We start from the raw sequence: 16,476 nt of genomic DNA, 5'->3' as shown, positions 1-16,476 counted from the left end.
TAATCTCGTATCGATATAATGTCAATTATATTCAATTGGTTATGACAACACACTTTGCTGAACTTCACTGAACTATCTTGAAATTTGGACTGGTTGTTCCGCTGCTTTCCCTGCTCTATTGAATAGATTACTGCCACCAAATCCGATATGTTTACTCATAACATATCAAAGAGATAAGTAAAGCCAGAAGGATATCTCATGACTAAAGCAGAGATCGCGAGCGCTGTTAATGAATGGTTCAACATTGAAAACTACAGCGTCCTGCAAAAATTGACAGTGGAACAGCTTTTCCAAGAGATAGAGAACAGGATTGTCGCCTATCGTATGGAACAAAACCGGGCTGAGCTGTCTCCTGAAAATCTTCGCAGGCATCAGAAATATTACGAAGAGCTGATTGAAGGCAAGGTCGTGTTTGGTGATGTTTTCGGGGGGCCAGAAAAAAGACTGTCTTCCAGCTATGCCATCAAGCCTGTCACACACCAAGGGCTGTGGGAGGTGGCGGGTTATGTTGCTGCTTTCGATAAATACGTAAACCCGGAAGGAAAACCCCTACCACATATGGAAGTCTCGCACTATCTGAAGGAAGCCGGGGTAAACAACGAAGGGCTGATGCTGGTTCAAATTAATCTGGCAGAAACGTCATCCGAAGAAATCATCAATCACCTGAAAGTCATGGTTCCTGAGTGGAAACAGCAGCTTCAGGCTCCTGAGCCTCCAGCCAGAGATTTTCGCTTTGGGGTCAGCAACCTTAAAAAAATACTCGATTACAACATTATCCCAATCATGGACCTGCTGTTCTGGGCGCAGGATGAAGAGGTCAGGATTGGTATGCCACAACTGACCAGCTTTATCTACCCAGACGAGTTTAAAGATGGCATTCGTGACGTTGAGAAAATGAAGTCTACAGACCATCCACTGGCAGTCAAGTATCTGACAAAGCTTGCTCACTATCAGTCTTTTGTCGATTTTACATACAGATACGACGACAGAAGACATTGGAAGGTTCAGGATCTCATCACTGACGAACTCGGCGAGGACTAACATTCCCGGAGGCGGTGTGTTGCGCAATGCAGATATCGCCTACATTCACTGAACCTGAACATACCCTATTTTATTCCCTTTCAAAAATTTGCGTAAAAAACTACTTCCTGAACATCCCTCTTAAATCACAAGAAAAACCCCTACAATTATCTCATCGAAACAATACAGGAGATAAATATGGTTCAAATCGTAGAAAATAAACAACACCGCCTTATTCGTTTACCAGAAGTAAAAAGAAGAACAGGTTTTGGAAAGACATGGATTTATACGCTTATTAAAGCTGGTCGCTTTCCATCGCAGGTTAAAACGGGTTTAAGGTCTATTGCCTTTATTGAAAGTGAGATTGATGCATGGATTGAGAAAATCATTTCTGATTCACGCCCTGTATCTGAATAACAAATATTCTAATAACAACAAGAGGAAATAAAATGAATAGTAATGAAACTAAAAGTATCAAAGAGTCATCTACCAATATTTTTACTGCTATGGCGAAGAATCTTTATATCTCAGGAATACGTATATATAAAGAACAAGAAGAACTTGAGGTGTTAGCAGCTATTATGTTGGATAGCGATAGAACGGAATCGTATCTTTTACATGTTAAAGATTATCTGGCAAAACGCTTTGATGAACACATGAAAGAAGAGGGTAAAAGAGAAAGACTGATTTATGTTGATATGGATAAGGTTATGCATGAAATGAGATATGTTCATACTCAAGCATTACTTTTTAGTATGAGCTAATAACACCGTGTTCTGCCCCGTAAGGGGCTAATAAAAAAACAATGAATAAAATAAGCATTTAACTATGAGGGTATAAATATGTCTAAAGAAAAAACAAGTATTAATAAATCAACCGAACTGTTCTATGAGCTTGCTTGCAGATCGTTTGCCGCAAGCTGGAATATGTTCATGGAAGTTAATGGCGATGGTGACGCCAATGATTATTTGGATGACCCGGATTTTATGAGTCCATTTATTATTCATGTGATAGACCATATTCAGAACAACTTTGAAAGATTCACTAAACAAGAGGGAAATCATGGTGATATTAATCAAGTTAACTTTGAAGTGGTTGCTGCCATGTTAGTTGAGTATTCAGACGACTTTAGAAAGTAATATTCATTCTTGCCCCGCAAGGGGCTAACCACAAAAAATAAGAGGAAATATAAATGGTAAACAATAACGAACAAAGTTCTATGACAAATAAAATATCTGTAGTAGTAAGTATGCTGTGCGAAGGAACCCCGAAAGTAAAGAATACTATTCAAGAAAGTCTTGATGTGTTTATTGCTCTGAGCGGGTATTCAGTAGAAGAAATGATAGGAGATAAAAACTTAGTAGATGCATTAAATCGACATATCAATAACGATTTAGTCGATGAGTTAGGTCTAGAATACGGTTCTGTCATCATCAATGTCGTTTATAACAACTAACCATTAACATAATAAAAGGATTAAAGATGAAAGAGATTATATTAAATAAAAATGAAAAAGAACTAAACGAACTTATTGCCAATATCTTGCAAGGATACTGTGATGAAATATATACCATTTATGAAAAACATCCTGAAACAGCAATCGATATTTTGAAGGATGGCTTCATGTCAAGCGTCATATATGATGTTTTGATAACTCGTGAGATGAAAAAATGCTCTATCAAAAATGATGTATCTGATATAAATAGAAGGGATTTAAAAGCCGCTATCTTGTATTGGCATCAAGAACACATCATTGAACTTGTTTCAAAGAATATAAATCAGGATGAAAATCAAGATCCTGTTTATTGGAAGCTAAAAGTGACAGTTGTTTGATCTTAAATATTATGATTATTCCCTCGAAAGAGGGAAATAACATGAATGATAAAACTAAGAGGTATAATATGATTGATGAATTCCACGTTATGTATATGTATAGAAAAATCCAAGCTGAAGCGGCTACTACAGACATCAAAACACTGGAACAGCTTTTGAAGAAGTTCCGCCAAGTTGTCACGGAGCGCCGGGAAGAATACTATCAGGAGATTGGTGAGAAAAAGGCTCAGAAATTGAGAGCCAAGAGATTACAACAGTTGATTGAGAAAATGGGGCGTGATCGTGTATCACCGGTGGATCTCATTGACTGGCAATAGCCAGTCATAATATTGTATCTTCATCAAGCAACGGAAGTGTCTATGGGCTGGGAACTTCATATAATAAGAACAGAAAATTGGTTCGATAGCGCAAGCAATCCAATCAGTAGTGAGGAATGGCTCCAGCTTGCTGATGATGATAAAGAACTATCAATAGATCGCAAGAATGGAGAGTTTTTTGCTATATGGAGTGGTCAAAGTGAACACAATGAACCTTGGCTTGACTGGAATGATGGAAGGATTTCGACTAAGCATCCAGACGAGGCGCTTTATTGTATGATGTTGCAGATAGCTGATAAGTTAAATGCTGTAGTTGTTGATGAGGATGACCATAAATATTTACTATCAAGCGATCTGATGAATCCGTCATGGGTTAACTCATCATCTACTGATAAAAAAACTTCTTTATAGGGCCGGTTAATGTCAAAGCTAAAATAATATTTTTATAGTGTGTTCCAGATATATTATCAATATCTTCTTTATTATCATTCATTACTATAATCATTACGTTGCCGAATGGTAACTGCATGATGTATTATTAAGTTCATTAAAGATTAAGTAAGGCTGAAGGAAGCAAAGATGACATCTATAGATAAAAGATTCCTTGATTTTATTAGATCTAAGAAAAACAATATAGTATTAGATGATATCAAGGAAGATTTCAAGAAGAATGATGGTACTAACTCTAAGATGGCAGACTACTTGTTATTTAATAGAGAGGTTATTTTAGAACAAAAATTACTTACAAATGACAGAACTGATTTGATTAATGAAAAACTTAATGAGTTAGCCAAGACTGATGAATGGCTGAAAAAATATTGGTTTGGCAGTGTTCATATAGAGGAATTGATTCAAAAGCACCCTGATTCAGATGATTTCAGAAAAAAGATAATGGATTATGCTTATAGAAATATAAAAGATCTTGTAGCAACAGCCAATAGGCAGATTAGATCAACAAAACAATCTTTAAATATTCCTAATGCAGTCGGTGGACTTGTTATTCTTAATGAAACAATAATGCCCTATGAATCAGAGAATGTAATGACAGAACTTAATTTTCTTGTTGAAAATCCTCATTATAAACATATTGATTTCGTTCTATATATATCAGAAACACGCAGAGAAACAAATAATATGATCGATATGTCAGCAATGATAAAAAGTGGTTCTGCCAGATATGAGTTTGTAAATTGGTATATAAGAAATGTTTTCTCATTTGATTTTTCTTCATTTTTTAATCACCCTATACAGTTTTTATAGTAGGGTGGGTGTTTTTATCCTTCAAGTAATAGGTTTTCATAAAGGTCAAGCGATCACCATTAAACATATAGTCCGGGTTAATAAAGTAATAGTTCTGTATCATGGTCTCTGCGATAAACTTCTTGTCAGCAAGTTCTTTCATACCTTTGAAATACGTTGTTCTTGATATTTTTACGACATCTTGATCAACAATATCGTATGACATCAAAATAGTATCAGTGTCCTTATTATCCCTGATAGCAAGGTAAAGAATATTGAAAACTTTTTTACCAGATGAAGAGAGTCCTTCAATAGCGGATACGCCATCAACATAAAGTTTCACGAACTGTGTTTTATCAACCTCCATAGCCTGAAAGAAACCGCCATTACCAACTTGTTCTCCAGTATTTTCATTTACTAATGCTAATCGATCTTTTCCTGTTGTAATACGTCTGACTCCTGTTTTAGTATGTAGGTTCGTATCATTAAGAAAAGGGTTTTTCTCGTGGCGTGGAAGACCTCTTCTTGATTTCTTTATTTCTTTTTTATCTGCTTGTGTATTATCTTCTATTATTATATTTATTCCTTTATTTTTTTAGTTATCTGCAAATTAAATACTATATATTTCCTACAAGTCAATACTTAAAGTGTATATTTTTTCAGAAAAATAATACTCTAGGTATTATATTCGGATACTTGAAGTTCGGAAGTTTATAGAAATATAATACTTCATTATTTTTATTTGAGAATAGTTCTCAACATAAGTACCGAGATTCGGGACTTTAACTCCCGGATGTCGGTACTTCGTTTTAAGCTATGACTGGCCTGAGAGCATTTTTCTTCTTCATTATTAAATTAGCGAAGCTGAGAACAACTATGCAAAGTAAATTTTTTGGTGCAGTTTTAATTTTTATTACATTGGTTTCTTTCCTGCAACTAACCAATGTTATAAGTTGTTTTCATTTTTCTTGAATTTATATTTCAGCGAAGTGATTGTTTCATACAATCACGAAGCGCTGAATGATTGTGACTAAGTATTAAAATATTACTTCTACTTTATTAGCGGCTAAAACCGAAATTCTCTATGGATAAATCCATCACTAACAGCGGCAAGCCCTGTTCCAGCAATGTGATTGTTTTGAACAATCACTAAGTGCTGCTTCTTTGAATATAGTTTTCCTATACGTTTAAGAGCAAATGCTATATGTTGAAGATAACATACCATGTTCAAAATAGGAGCAATTTTGTTGTTTTTTGATGGAATGATCTGGAAAAGATCTTTCCATTTTTTACTATCAATATTAATAAGTCACCTCATCAAGATAAAAATACATATTTCAGAGTTAGGGCGTAGCCGTGCTTCAGCACATGAGCGTTAGCTCATAGATGGTAGATATTTTCAAAAAAAAGATTTTAATGAAATAGAAAGGAAAGCTTCGCAATATAAAACAACTTGTACTCAAAAACAGCTAATCATTTTTAATGTTGAAACCCCATATGGCGATCATAAAAATCGCCCGGTTTCTTTTAATCCTCTTAAGTATTATCTCTTACTTCTTGCAAAATTAAATTAATAAATAATCAGACTGTAGCCCTTGTTGTATAAGACTTATAACGAAAATAGGCGACTGACTGTACGGTCAGTGTTCTTGACTCTATAGCCAGTATTCCTGACTGCACGGTGAGCTTTCCTGACTTTGCAGTCAGTTTCTATGTCATTTTAAGCTTAAAAACGACAGTGCTTTAAAGTATCGTCACTGGAATAGTTGCGATTTTGAAAATATTTTCGCAAAAAAATATGCAAAAAACTTGATATCTTTTTTGTGCATGGTATTTAATTTATTATAAATAAAACAACAAGAGGTAATAATGAAATGAATGAAATAGACGTTGACTTAGATTTAGGGTTAAATCCTTTTTGCTTTGAGACAGAGCTAAAGATTGAAACACGAAAGAAAAATCTGACCGTTTCAAGAGGCACAGAACTTATCGAAAAGAAAGATACAGGTAAAAGCTACTTCGCCAATATCGTGCATACACAAGAGGTCGATAAAGAAGAGTTCATTAAACTCTATACCTCTCAGATAAAAGCATATTTTGATCTCACGAAAACAGCATACAAAGTGTTTTTCATATTTTTACGAATATATCAGGATGCGATAGGCAAAGATCATTTCTACCTGAGCTGTAAAAAGGCAATGTCTCTTGCGGAAAAGATAGATCACTTTGTTTTGTCTGAATCTATCTTTTACAGAGGTATCAAAGAACTCATCGAAAAACGTATTATTGCTAAAACCAATGAGAAAAACTGGTATTTCATAAACCCTGCTATTGTCTTCAATGGTGATCGTGCTCGCTTTGTATCAGAGATTATAAAAAAGAAAGAAGCAATGGAAGAACAACCCGAAAGCATAGTCGTCAATGGCGGTGGCAATAGCATACTTAAAGATAAAAACAGGTCAATTGAAGCAGTTATACAAGAAGTTAATAACCAAGATGAGATAGATTTGTTAATCGCAAGATTGCAGGCTAAAAAGTCTCAAGGGTTAGTGAAGAGTGAAAGTATAAATGAAATCCCTTCTGTAGAGAACACAAGTCTTGTGCCACCAGAAGAACCGTTAGATTGGGATAATATTTAGTGATCCATTAACGCGACTTCTCTGAACTTTTTATACACATATATTCATATTTTAAACGTTGGAATGTGGAAGGTGAAATCCTTATTAAATTAAAAGAAGCCAGATAAACTGGCCTCTTCAGAGTATTGTAATAAATTTTTTGGAGTAATCATTTATTTACTTTTAAACAGTAATCAAAAATAAAGTCATTGTCAAATTAAATGATCGTTCTCTTGATTAATTCTATTTTATTTAATATATATTAATAAGGCATTGTATTTTTATTTAATCACAAGAAGAAAATATGGTGAATAAAATGTAATAAATTAAAGGGGTATCAAATGAATAAACTTAATAAAAATAAATGGCGAACAAATGTCTGTGTCCGCATTTTCAAAATAATCCTTCCCGCAACAATATTAATTTCAGCAACCACAGCTAATGCAGCAGTCTGTAGCCCGGATGTCAGATCATCATTAAAACAAGCGCAATATAACGCAATGAAGCAGGATGCGGCTCAGTTAGAGCCGGTAGCGAAGAATTTCATGGATAACATCAATCAGTCACTTGAGACGATTGGTTGTACGGACGCTTGGCCTGTGGGTAACCTCGGCATCAGCCTGCCATCTGTGGATTCAATAATTAAAAAAACGAAGGAAGCAGCAATAAGTAAAGCCTGTTCGATTGCGAGGGAAAAAGTAAGTCAACTGACCGGAAGTATATCCGAAAGCATTTCTATTGATATGCCCGTGATTGGGAATATCGCAAATGGAAGTGTTTCTACAGGAACTGGCTCTTCATCAGGATCGGGAGCAACAGTCAACGGAAACGATGTCTGGAGCAGCATCAGTAATTCAATGAAGTAAGAGGCAAAGGAATGTAATGATGATAAATATAAAGAAAAAAGAAGTATCGATATTATTAGTAATATTAGCTTGCCTGTTATTAACTCAGTCAGCTTATGCCGCAGATTTATTTACCGTCCCGGAGACAGACAAATCAAAGCTGTGGTTTCTGGATATCTTATTCCCGGACAATTTAGCGGAAAGTCCCTTAGCCAGCACAATGACAATCCTTAACAGCGCCGTTTTGCTGATTGGTGGTATTTTAGCTGCCTACACGCTGATTGCCGGAACCATGTCAACGGCACATGACGGAGAAATGCTGGGTAAGAAATGGTCTTCCATGTGGTTGCCCGTAAGAACTGCATTAGGCACGGCAATGATACTCCCGGCAGCAGGTGGTTTCTGTGCCGCTCAGGTTATGGTGCTGTGGATGATTAATCAGGGAGTAGGTCTGGCGGATACCGTCTGGAATACTTACGCCTCTAACCCCTCAGATGGAGCAGTTATCACAACATCAGCGTCTTATCAGGAACTTGACCGTATAGCGAAAACTGCGTTTATCAATAACGTCTGTATGTTGAAGGCGGGTGAATTATGGAAGAAATCAGCAGCAGCCGATCCCTTCCCGCACGTCACGCCTGCGTTTGAAATGACGCCGGAGAAAGGTGCCTATTTATACACATACAGTTATGGGGCCAGCAATGCCGGTAATGATATGAATAAAAATTTACTGGTATCCAAGGCTGCATGTGGAAGCATCACGCTTACAGACCCCAAGGCCAAAGCTTCTTATGATGAACAGGCTAAAGCTCAGGCTACCATTGCTGCTGGCGGCATGTATATGGCTTATATGCCACAGGATATAAAGACGAATATTTCAGATGTTATTGAGGCACACAATGCCGCATTCATCGGTCTTGATAACAGTATGAAAACGCTGGCTGAACAGTATGTGGCCGATAATAATATTGATATTCAGACCGGAATAAACAGCGCAACAGCCTCATATGTATCCATTATTGATACTGCAGTACGAACAGTTTTCTCCACTGGCGACCAGTGGGATGATTTCAAAGAGAATGTCCAGAAAGACGGATGGTTTATGGCTGGCGCATGGAGTATGAAACTGATCCGTGTGCAGGATGCGATTAATGGAGCAGCTCATAATCTTCCTGTAGCTGGGCAAGCGACAATGGAATACGGCGATATATTCGATAACAGTCTGAACGCAATTATGGCAAAAGTAGCTCAGGATATGGCGAAATCGACGACAGCTTCAAGATATGCGAATGGTATTGATGCGCAAAGCCGAACAGAAGCCAATACCAGTGGTAAAAGTGGCGCAGGTCCTAAAACGGATGATGCCGGGAAAATTGTTTCCTCTCTTCAGAGTGAAGCCAATAAGAGTATTTCTGGTGCAATGGCGGGTTTTCTCAGCTCCAGCGTTATCAATGGCAGAAAACAAGGAAAAATTGTCTCATTTTCAACCGACACAACTGCTGCCAATTTACAGGCGATAAACCCGTTATTAGCCGTTAAAGGACTTGGGGATACAATCAGTGCCGCTGGCTGGACGTTATTAGGAAGTTCTGCGGTTGTTGGCGCAGGTCTTGGCGCATGGACCTCTTGGACGTCAAGCTGGGTATCAGGTGCATTTGGCGCTATGGGGATTGTTATGCCACTGGTTATCCCATTATGGATAGCTGGCGATACTTTAGCCGTTGTTATTCCTATGTTGCCTTACGTCATGTGGTTTGGTGTTTGCGTCGGCTGGATGATCCTGTGCCTTGAAGCAATGGTCGCAGCACCATTATGGGTAATAACACATTTACATCCAGACGGTGATGGCGTAGTGGGTCGTGGTGGCGCTGGTTATGGTCTGGTTTTATCGTTAACCATGCGACCAGCGCTAATGATAACAGGATTAATAGCAGCCTATACGATGCTCCCTATCCTTGGTGGGATCGTCAACGAAACATTCTCCGGCGCTTTTGGCATGATGTCAGCCAATGCCGGGATAGGTATCATCGAGTCACTGGCTCTCATTGCTGTTTATATTGCAATGATGTTCACGGTAGTGAAGAAATCACTTTCACTGATTCACATCATCCCTGATGAAATTATGAAGTGGCTTGGTGTTCATGGTGGTCAGAGCATGTCGGGTTACGCACAGTCGGCATCAAAAGGTGTTGAAGGTGCTATGTTTACCAAAACCGTGTTGGATCAGGTTTCCCATACCTCAAATGCGATGGGTAATCAGATCAGGAATGCGCAAATTAACAAAGACCGTGAACAGCAACGTGAGCTTCAACAACAGCAACAGGCTCAACAGGGGAAAGCACTGGCGGCTAATAAAGCCAATGATACGGGATCTGCATTCAGAACTCATATGAGTAATGCTGGCCCACTTGATCAGCAGGATGAATATCAGTCTCTTGAAAGTGCTAACTCGGCTTACAATGCAGCTGAGGCAGCAGATGCTATTGGTGATACAGCAGGCGCAGCAGGTTATATGAATGTAGCTCAAAAGGCTGCTAACAGAGCGGTATCGTTTGGTGAACATAACAGACCGTTGCTGCCTGTAAGTTTACAGGCCCAAGCTTCACCAATTGAAAGCTTTAAGGCTCCAGAGAAAGGGAGCGGTAGTGGATCTTCCGGTGGTAGTTCATCATCAAAAGAAGGTAATGATGGAATGTGATATTAAGAGGGCTTCGGTCCTCTTTCTAACTGATTATTATCTGCAATGAAACTCACTTTATATTTTTTCTTATAAACAAAGTTGAAATGGCTGCATCTAAAATAAAATATTGCTACGGCTTTTTTGAATGGAAACATTACTTTTATAAAGTTTTATGCTCCCGTAAAAGTAAAGTTATTTCATGCTATCTATCTTCATCGATAAAGCTATAAAAGCACCACGCTAGTTCATGGAATCTACTTCGTTGGATTTATACGCTTCTTTTATAATAATTTTAAAGTTGGATGCCAGATGAATATTTTTGTTAAAATTGACAGTTCATATTTAATTGGTTAAATAATAAAGAAGGTAATAAGTTAACAGGAGTGTTGTGATGAGTAATAATAAATTTAAAGTAAAGAGAATAACAGTGGTTTCAGCTTTGTGTTTTTCTGTATTATATACAAATACAGCTTTCGCTGTCTGGCCCGTCACAGAAGAGGTTTTGACACCGTATCTTATGGGGGCTTCACCCCAATCTATGGGCAATGGAATAATTGAAACATTAGTCTCAATGAACGACAAGCTGGCACAAGCAACCATAACAGCCAGTGAGAATCAGAAGAATGCGGTTGTCAGTAATGCCAGTCAGGCAATCCAAGAACAGCGCATGAAAAATATCTTAAACAGAATACCTGATGCCAACGCCTGTGAAGAAGTCACGAGCGCAGGTGGTCGTGGTGCAGCAGGATCGAATACAAGCTCAGCTAAAGAGGCTTTATCTGAAAACAGCGTTAAGATGTTTACACAAGCAAATACCAGAATAAATGAGGCCAAGAAAAACATCATGGGCAGAGTATCAATAAATGTTTGCTCCGAAGATGATGTGAAATATAACAGAGGTGGGTGCAATACTATAGGTCAGTATCCTGATAAAGATAAGTCGGCATCAAGCCTGATTACACCACCATTATCTAAATCCGATGCATTGTCTAATAAGGTTTCGAATCAGTCCTATTCTGTTGAGCAGATTGAAGTTGCTGAAGCGGCAAAAAGAAATCTTATAGGGAACTTGCCCGTTGAACCATTGAAGAACAAAGGATTAGAAGACACAAATGAAGGTCGAGAATATTTATCGGCCTTTTCGAGCTTTGTCTCCAGAAGCACTGCTGGAACAAACGCCATTGATTCCGTACTGGCAATGAAAAAAGCAAGTAATATATCAGTGAACTCCAGAGGGGCCAAAATAGGATCCACATTAGGCTCTACGCAGGGAGCAAACCTTGCTTGGTCAGATGCTTCCGTAAAAAACAAGTATGCGACCTTATTTCCCGGCACAACATTCCCGGATAATCCTTCAGAGTGGGAAATGTTAAGATATGAGATCTATTCACGCTATGCAGATACAACAGGTGCTGACGCTTGGCAGGTAAAAATCAGTAGTGCTGATGAAAAAGAAACTGCGCATGAGCAGGCAAGAATGCAGGCACTTGATTTAAGATTACAAATGCTTCAAATCGAAAGAACAGAAGACACAAATATTTTGCTTGCGGCTCTGTTAGGACAACAACTGCAACCGGTTGATAAGCAAATGCTGAATAATTTAAAAACAAATGCGACAAGAGCGACTCAGGCAAGTGAATAAATTCCTGTAGACTGCCTTGACTTATTAATGATAGATGTTAAATAATTTCCATATTTTCAATATGGAGGTTATTATGTTATTCATCAGGTATCTAAAAGAACATAGAAAAAAGAACTATTTATTTCTTATTGTGAGTGTTTTTGTGAACTTAATGGCAATGAATCAAAAGGTTTATGCATTTAATTTATTGTTTATCTTTATACATGTATTTTGGTATATCATCCTCAGGGCAGATATGGACTCTAAGGATGAGTGATTTCATTTTTCTTTTGATTTTTTAAAAGAAATAAAGCTATTATATAAATCTATTGCACTGATATAAAAACGAACGGATGCAGCTACAGCAAAAACATATGTAATCAAAAAACCTAATCCATTTATCATATGCTTTTCAAAAAAATCGACATCATCACTTGCTGTGTTAATGACGAGATATGCTGATGTAATAGTAGCCACCAGAAAAAGAGCACAATCAGAACCAGATCTAAGCAAATCTCCATAGCGTTTGTAAGTCCCGTGTGCTAATAACCCTCCCCAAATAATAGGCAACAGGAACAGGATTTGCATACTATATGTGAGGATGTAATAACCTATGATATTTAAGGCATTTAATAAAGAAAAAATAAAAATAGCCTTTCTTAATTTATTTTCGCAAGGAGAAGTTGTAAATGTGTTTTTTAGTTCAGTGCGCATGAAGTTAATAAAGGCTTTTGATTTCATAATTAAGAACTCTTTTATTGGCATGTTAATCCCTGTAGGTTGGTTCAACAAACCCGCCCAAGAAAAATGAGCGGATTTGGTAGACATATGGTATGAAGATTACTTGATCTCGAAATCTTCCAGTGTCTTACCGGCTTCGAGCGCAGCAGCGATAGCACGAGGAGTTCGGCCCTGACCTGTCCACGTCTTTTCCGAACCATCGGTATCAACATATTTATACTTAGCTGGACGTGGGGCGCGTTTCGCTCCTGTCTTGGAAGAAGATGGGCTAACAGTTGAAAGCAACTCTGCCGGGTCTATGCCATCTTCCAACAACTTCTGACGGAATGCTTCCAGCTTGGCCTGTTTCTCTTCCTGCTGTTTTAGAAATGAGGCCTCTTCTTCACGACGTTCTTCTACAACGATAGTGAGTTTTTCTAACATCTCTTCCAAGGTTTCGAGTGTCAGTTCACGAGCCTGAGCACGGAGAGTACGAATATTGTTGATGATCTTTAAAGCATCAGACATGCGATTTCCCTAATGTTTGTGGTAAAGAATACAAGCAATAACATCATAGTTTTAATCGTTCCTGTGCACAAAATCAATACATTATACGGTATAGACATTAGTTCCATCCTGAGTTCAAATTTATTATTTGGGTTTGTGATTATCTTTAGCCGAGCGGATTTCTTCAGGTGATATATTATCAATGCGGTTTTTAAATTTCCTTGAAAATCTGTTTTTCTCAATGCATTTTTTCTCGGCCTCTTCCTGATTATTAATGTAGTATTCGATTGTATTGCCGTTATCCAAGTCATAAATGACAGAAATCAAGATATTAATATTCTCATCTCTACTATCATGTGTAATGTCAAACTTAGATATTAGCTTTGATACAACAACGTAATTTGGATGCAAAGTAGTTGTCATGATGAGTATTCCATAAAATGGATGGTTGATGTATAGGCGTGTTTTTAGGAGACACAGCAGGTTAGTGTCTTATTAAAATAAATATAATGTTATGAACGAATAGTTAATTACTTATTATGGTTTGTTTTTTATCTCTCTATTAGGAAATGGAAACTCAAGATAATCGTCAGCAAGATTATTATCTTTTATGGCATTCCACCATCTTTCTCTATAGTCCTGCTGATTACACAAAATTCTTTGTCTTTGCATTTCATCAAGGATGAATTCATTTTTATCCGGCCATTCCTCCTGAAGTCTGCGAACCGTTCTGAAGAGAATGTTTTTATGTAAAGCTACACGAAAGAAATTTTGTTTATATTCTTCAAGACGTTGCTCATAATCAGCCACAACCTTCTTATGGCTATTGATTGTGTTATTCAACTGCATCTGTATTCTGCTAACCCTGTCATTAGCCATAGACGCTTCAAACTGCGCCTGTTGAGAATCCAGCCTTGCCTCATTTGCCTGTTGGTAAGAGTCTACAATTTCTCTATTACGTTGCGCCGCATTATAATCATAATTCCAAAAAGGATTTTTCCCAGACATAAATATACCTCGATATCAATTATTCTATGTGTATATAATTAAACATTAATTTGCTAAAAAGCAAATAATTCTATTAATTAATATCATTAGTCAGATATTTATTTTCCTTTTGCTTAATACTTTGTTTATGGGTCAAAGAAAATATGGTTATTAAATACTTCCACCCATTGCTCGCAAATATAATGTGCGTGAGATGGAACCCTGAACGTCCAGACTGGATTTAATACATCATCAATCATAATACAGTTCTCGGCATCATCGGATCTGCAATCAGGCAGCGAGTAGTTGATTTCCCTGATGTTGTTATATGAATATATAAATGTGCTGTTCATATTTTTACGCAATGTCGAAGACATTACGTTATTCTTTATATTATTTTTACGCAACTGCTTGGCAGTTACGTTTTTCTTTATATTATGGTTAAAGAGAAGAACCGAGCGTTGCATTAAATTAATGGTGAAGCCCGCCTGTTCGTATTCGTAAGACAAAGCAGCATCGCTGAACGAGTCAACAAAAGCGATTTTTTGATCTTTTTCGAAGATTTCCATAGAGCTTCGCTCGTTGTTGTTTTCCATGCTCATCCCTCTCTGTTTTACTGCTTTATCTCAGCCCAGCATAGCTGCCAGTGCCAACATACTCAAGCAAAATGATCTGTAAAATCGATCGATAAATTCATATTGATAGACATTAACGATTGAAAGTGATTTATCGATCGGTTTTTTAATTGATATTATCGATCGATATGTTATTTATGATAGTCTGAGACTATCATTTGTTTTATATCGATCGATTTAAACGATGTGACGAACACTAAAAATAATTCAATTCTATCAATTGATTAGACGATAACTCCTGATCTATAGGTCAGTGCGCCGGGATTGGGGTATACGAATCTGACTAAATCCTTGAGGAATAAATGAAAGGACATAACTTCTTACCACTGGCGATCTCTCTGGTGTTTCTTTCTGGCTGCCAGCAACTCAACGAAGGCGTGAATAGCGTTAATGGGGCAATTAACTCTTCACTGGCATCATTGAACAGCACCGTTGATAAAGCGCTGGGGGGGGCAGCTTCCGGTCAGGTTAGTGGTCCAGCAACGTCCATTACTGGCCTTGGTGCTGTCTGCAAAGACTATGAAGAAAATGCGATGGCGGCAGAAAAGAAATGGACTGGCAAAAGGATCTCTATCACCAATGCCACTGTTCTTGAGGTTACGAAGGGCAGAAGTGCCAGCGATATGATGACGGGAATGCCCAAATCAGCCCCTAATTATTATCTGCTCTTTAAAACAGCCGATACAAGCTACTGCGGCGGGATGGTCTGGCTGGATTACTACTCTGGTATTGATGATGCGGTTCTTACTTACAAGAAAGGCCAGAAAGTCAGTGTCACTGGAACAGTCAACAACTTCGAAGTTCGTGGCTTCGCCACAGTAAACAATGCCGATATGCCAGTTCGTCTGGTTGTTCTGAGAAACGGCACTATCAATCATTAAAAGGAATAAGAACCATGAGTAAATTTTTAGTCATTGCAGGACTTGCCGTGTTGTTATCAGGCTGCGGTGAAAAAGGCGACTTTGAGAAAGCGATAAACGAGCATATATCAAAATCTAAGGTCTGCTACTCCCTTCAGGACAATGACTTTACGTTCAATAAAGGTTTTCCGGTTAAGGTCAACCATGGCTATCGTTCTGCTGGATACAGTGCCAGTGATGAAATCTTGAAAGGTCTGGCTAATCAGGGACTGCTTGATGTTTCGCAGCAACCTAACGGCTTTAGCAGCGTAGATGTTCTGGAAGTAACAGACAAAGGCCAAGAGGTTGAGTTTTGGGATCGTAAAGATGGTGCCTGTGTTGGTCACCGTGCCGTAGCTGAGGTTAAAAGCTGGACTGAACCGAGTGAGGGTAATGGCGTTAAAATGACGCAAGTGACCTATACGTGGAAACTGGATGGCGTGCCGGGCTGGGTTGATAAAAATGCCTTCTCTGGCGTGAAAGGGATGTCTGAACCAGAAGAAGCCAAAATTGTTCTGGTGAAAACCAATAACGGTTGGCAAGCCCGGTAATTAC

Annotated in this window: 21 protein-coding genes; 15 read left to right on the top strand and 6 right to left on the bottom strand. The window is 38.0% G+C overall.

The features are described 5' to 3' along the window. Window positions 1-198: 198 nt before the first annotated feature. From HMPREF3142_RS18640 to HMPREF3142_RS18605, 9 genes are all read left to right on the top strand, one after another. On the top strand, window positions 199-1,041 hold the full coding sequence (locus HMPREF3142_RS18640; RefSeq protein ID WP_070612301.1) for a DUF6387 family protein: 843 nt from the start codon (window positions 199-201) through the stop codon (window positions 1,039-1,041). A gap of 177 nt (window positions 1,042-1,218) precedes the next feature. Continuing rightward, on the top strand, window positions 1,219-1,437 hold the full coding sequence (locus HMPREF3142_RS28250) for a helix-turn-helix transcriptional regulator (protein ID WP_077270051.1): 219 nt from the start codon (window positions 1,219-1,221) through the stop codon (window positions 1,435-1,437). A 32-nt stretch (window positions 1,438-1,469) separates the two neighbouring features. Then, entirely contained in the window at window positions 1,470-1,784 is a 315-nt protein-coding gene (locus HMPREF3142_RS18635) for a hypothetical protein (protein WP_070612300.1), read from the top strand. A 78-nt stretch (window positions 1,785-1,862) separates the two neighbouring features. After that, window positions 1,863-2,159 carry a hypothetical protein gene (locus HMPREF3142_RS18630; protein WP_070612299.1) on the top strand — a complete coding sequence of 99 codons (297 nt, stop codon included), beginning with the start codon at window positions 1,863-1,865 and terminating at the stop codon, window positions 2,157-2,159. Window positions 2,160-2,239: 80 nt separating this feature from the next. Then, window positions 2,240-2,476 carry a hypothetical protein gene (locus HMPREF3142_RS18625; RefSeq protein ID WP_070612310.1) on the top strand — a complete coding sequence of 79 codons (237 nt, stop codon included), beginning with the start codon at window positions 2,240-2,242 and terminating at the stop codon, window positions 2,474-2,476. 26 nt (window positions 2,477-2,502) lie between these two features. After that, entirely contained in the window at window positions 2,503-2,853 is a 351-nt protein-coding gene (locus HMPREF3142_RS18620) for a hypothetical protein (RefSeq protein ID WP_011093214.1), read from the top strand. A 68-nt stretch (window positions 2,854-2,921) separates the two neighbouring features. Then, window positions 2,922-3,170: an H-NS family histone-like protein gene (locus HMPREF3142_RS18615; RefSeq protein ID WP_077270053.1), complete on the top strand. Its 249-nt coding sequence runs from the start codon at window positions 2,922-2,924 to the stop codon at window positions 3,168-3,170. A 42-nt stretch (window positions 3,171-3,212) separates the two neighbouring features. Next, window positions 3,213-3,581, top strand: a complete 369-nt coding sequence (locus HMPREF3142_RS18610; protein ID WP_070612297.1) for a hypothetical protein — start codon at window positions 3,213-3,215, stop codon at window positions 3,579-3,581. 168 nt (window positions 3,582-3,749) lie between these two features. Continuing rightward, window positions 3,750-4,430: a hypothetical protein gene (locus HMPREF3142_RS18605; RefSeq protein WP_070612296.1), complete on the top strand. Its 681-nt coding sequence runs from the start codon at window positions 3,750-3,752 to the stop codon at window positions 4,428-4,430. On the opposite strand, the gene HMPREF3142_RS18600 is transcribed toward HMPREF3142_RS18605, so the two are convergent. Then, window positions 4,414-4,980, bottom strand: a complete 567-nt coding sequence (locus HMPREF3142_RS18600; RefSeq protein ID WP_416376791.1) for a replication/maintenance protein RepL — start codon at window positions 4,978-4,980, stop codon at window positions 4,414-4,416. The two genes, HMPREF3142_RS18605 and HMPREF3142_RS18600, sit on opposite strands and share 17 nt — an antisense overlap. 1,303 nt (window positions 4,981-6,283) lie before the next feature. On the opposite strand from HMPREF3142_RS18600, the gene HMPREF3142_RS18595 reads away from it, so the two are divergent. The 4 genes from HMPREF3142_RS18595 to HMPREF3142_RS18585 all read left to right on the top strand — a co-directional run bounded on the left by HMPREF3142_RS18595 (window position 6,284) and on the right by HMPREF3142_RS18585 (window position 12,194). Next, on the top strand, window positions 6,284-7,048 hold the full coding sequence (locus HMPREF3142_RS18595) for a hypothetical protein (protein ID WP_001002320.1): 765 nt from the start codon (window positions 6,284-6,286) through the stop codon (window positions 7,046-7,048). A gap of 320 nt (window positions 7,049-7,368) precedes the next feature. Continuing rightward, on the top strand, window positions 7,369-7,893 hold the full coding sequence (locus tag HMPREF3142_RS28240; RefSeq protein ID WP_077270050.1) for a hypothetical protein: 525 nt from the start codon (window positions 7,369-7,371) through the stop codon (window positions 7,891-7,893). 16 nt (window positions 7,894-7,909) lie between these two features. Then, window positions 7,910-10,570 (top strand): DotA/TraY family protein, encoded by a 2,661-nt coding sequence (locus HMPREF3142_RS18590; protein WP_070612294.1) that lies wholly within the window; start codon window positions 7,910-7,912, stop codon window positions 10,568-10,570. Window positions 10,571-10,943: 373 nt separating this feature from the next. After that, the gene (locus HMPREF3142_RS18585) at window positions 10,944-12,194 is read left to right on the top strand and encodes a hypothetical protein (protein ID WP_000069445.1); all 1,251 of its coding nucleotides are present in this window, start codon (window positions 10,944-10,946) and stop codon (window positions 12,192-12,194) included. A 258-nt stretch (window positions 12,195-12,452) separates the two neighbouring features. On the opposite strand, the gene HMPREF3142_RS29100 is transcribed toward HMPREF3142_RS18585, so the two are convergent. From HMPREF3142_RS29100 to HMPREF3142_RS18555, 5 genes are all read right to left on the bottom strand, one after another. Next, a complete protein-coding gene (locus tag HMPREF3142_RS29100; RefSeq protein WP_014639265.1) occupies window positions 12,453-13,001 on the bottom strand; it encodes a hypothetical protein in 549 nt (182 codons plus the stop codon). A 12-nt stretch (window positions 13,002-13,013) separates the two neighbouring features. Continuing rightward, on the bottom strand, window positions 13,014-13,421 hold the full coding sequence (locus HMPREF3142_RS18570) for an H-NS family histone-like protein (RefSeq protein ID WP_001278198.1): 408 nt from the start codon (window positions 13,419-13,421) through the stop codon (window positions 13,014-13,016). A 123-nt stretch (window positions 13,422-13,544) separates the two neighbouring features. Then, window positions 13,545-13,823: a hypothetical protein gene (locus HMPREF3142_RS29935; protein WP_000214010.1), complete on the bottom strand. Its 279-nt coding sequence runs from the start codon at window positions 13,821-13,823 to the stop codon at window positions 13,545-13,547. 114 nt (window positions 13,824-13,937) lie between these two features. Then, on the bottom strand, window positions 13,938-14,408 hold the full coding sequence (locus HMPREF3142_RS18560; protein ID WP_000014600.1) for a hypothetical protein: 471 nt from the start codon (window positions 14,406-14,408) through the stop codon (window positions 13,938-13,940). A 125-nt stretch (window positions 14,409-14,533) separates the two neighbouring features. Continuing rightward, window positions 14,534-14,983 carry a hypothetical protein gene (locus HMPREF3142_RS18555; protein ID WP_000429935.1) on the bottom strand — a complete coding sequence of 150 codons (450 nt, stop codon included), beginning with the start codon at window positions 14,981-14,983 and terminating at the stop codon, window positions 14,534-14,536. A 341-nt stretch (window positions 14,984-15,324) separates the two neighbouring features. Here HMPREF3142_RS18555 and HMPREF3142_RS18550 point away from each other — a divergent pair, with 341 nt between their 5' ends. Both HMPREF3142_RS18550 and HMPREF3142_RS18545 read left to right on the top strand, forming a co-directional pair. Continuing rightward, window positions 15,325-15,903 (top strand): hypothetical protein, encoded by a 579-nt coding sequence (locus HMPREF3142_RS18550; protein WP_070612291.1) that lies wholly within the window; start codon window positions 15,325-15,327, stop codon window positions 15,901-15,903. A gap of 14 nt (window positions 15,904-15,917) precedes the next feature. Beyond that, on the top strand, window positions 15,918-16,472 hold the full coding sequence (locus tag HMPREF3142_RS18545; RefSeq protein ID WP_000033071.1) for a hypothetical protein: 555 nt from the start codon (window positions 15,918-15,920) through the stop codon (window positions 16,470-16,472). The last annotated feature ends 4 nt before the right edge of the window (window positions 16,473-16,476 follow it).

Source organism: Klebsiella sp. HMSC16C06 (genome assembly GCF_001808325.1).
Taxonomy (GTDB): Bacteria; Pseudomonadota; Gammaproteobacteria; order Enterobacterales; family Enterobacteriaceae; genus Klebsiella; species Klebsiella variicola.
The sequence above is the reverse complement of the archived record's forward strand: the minus strand, read 5'-3'. Positions and strand labels throughout refer to the sequence as shown.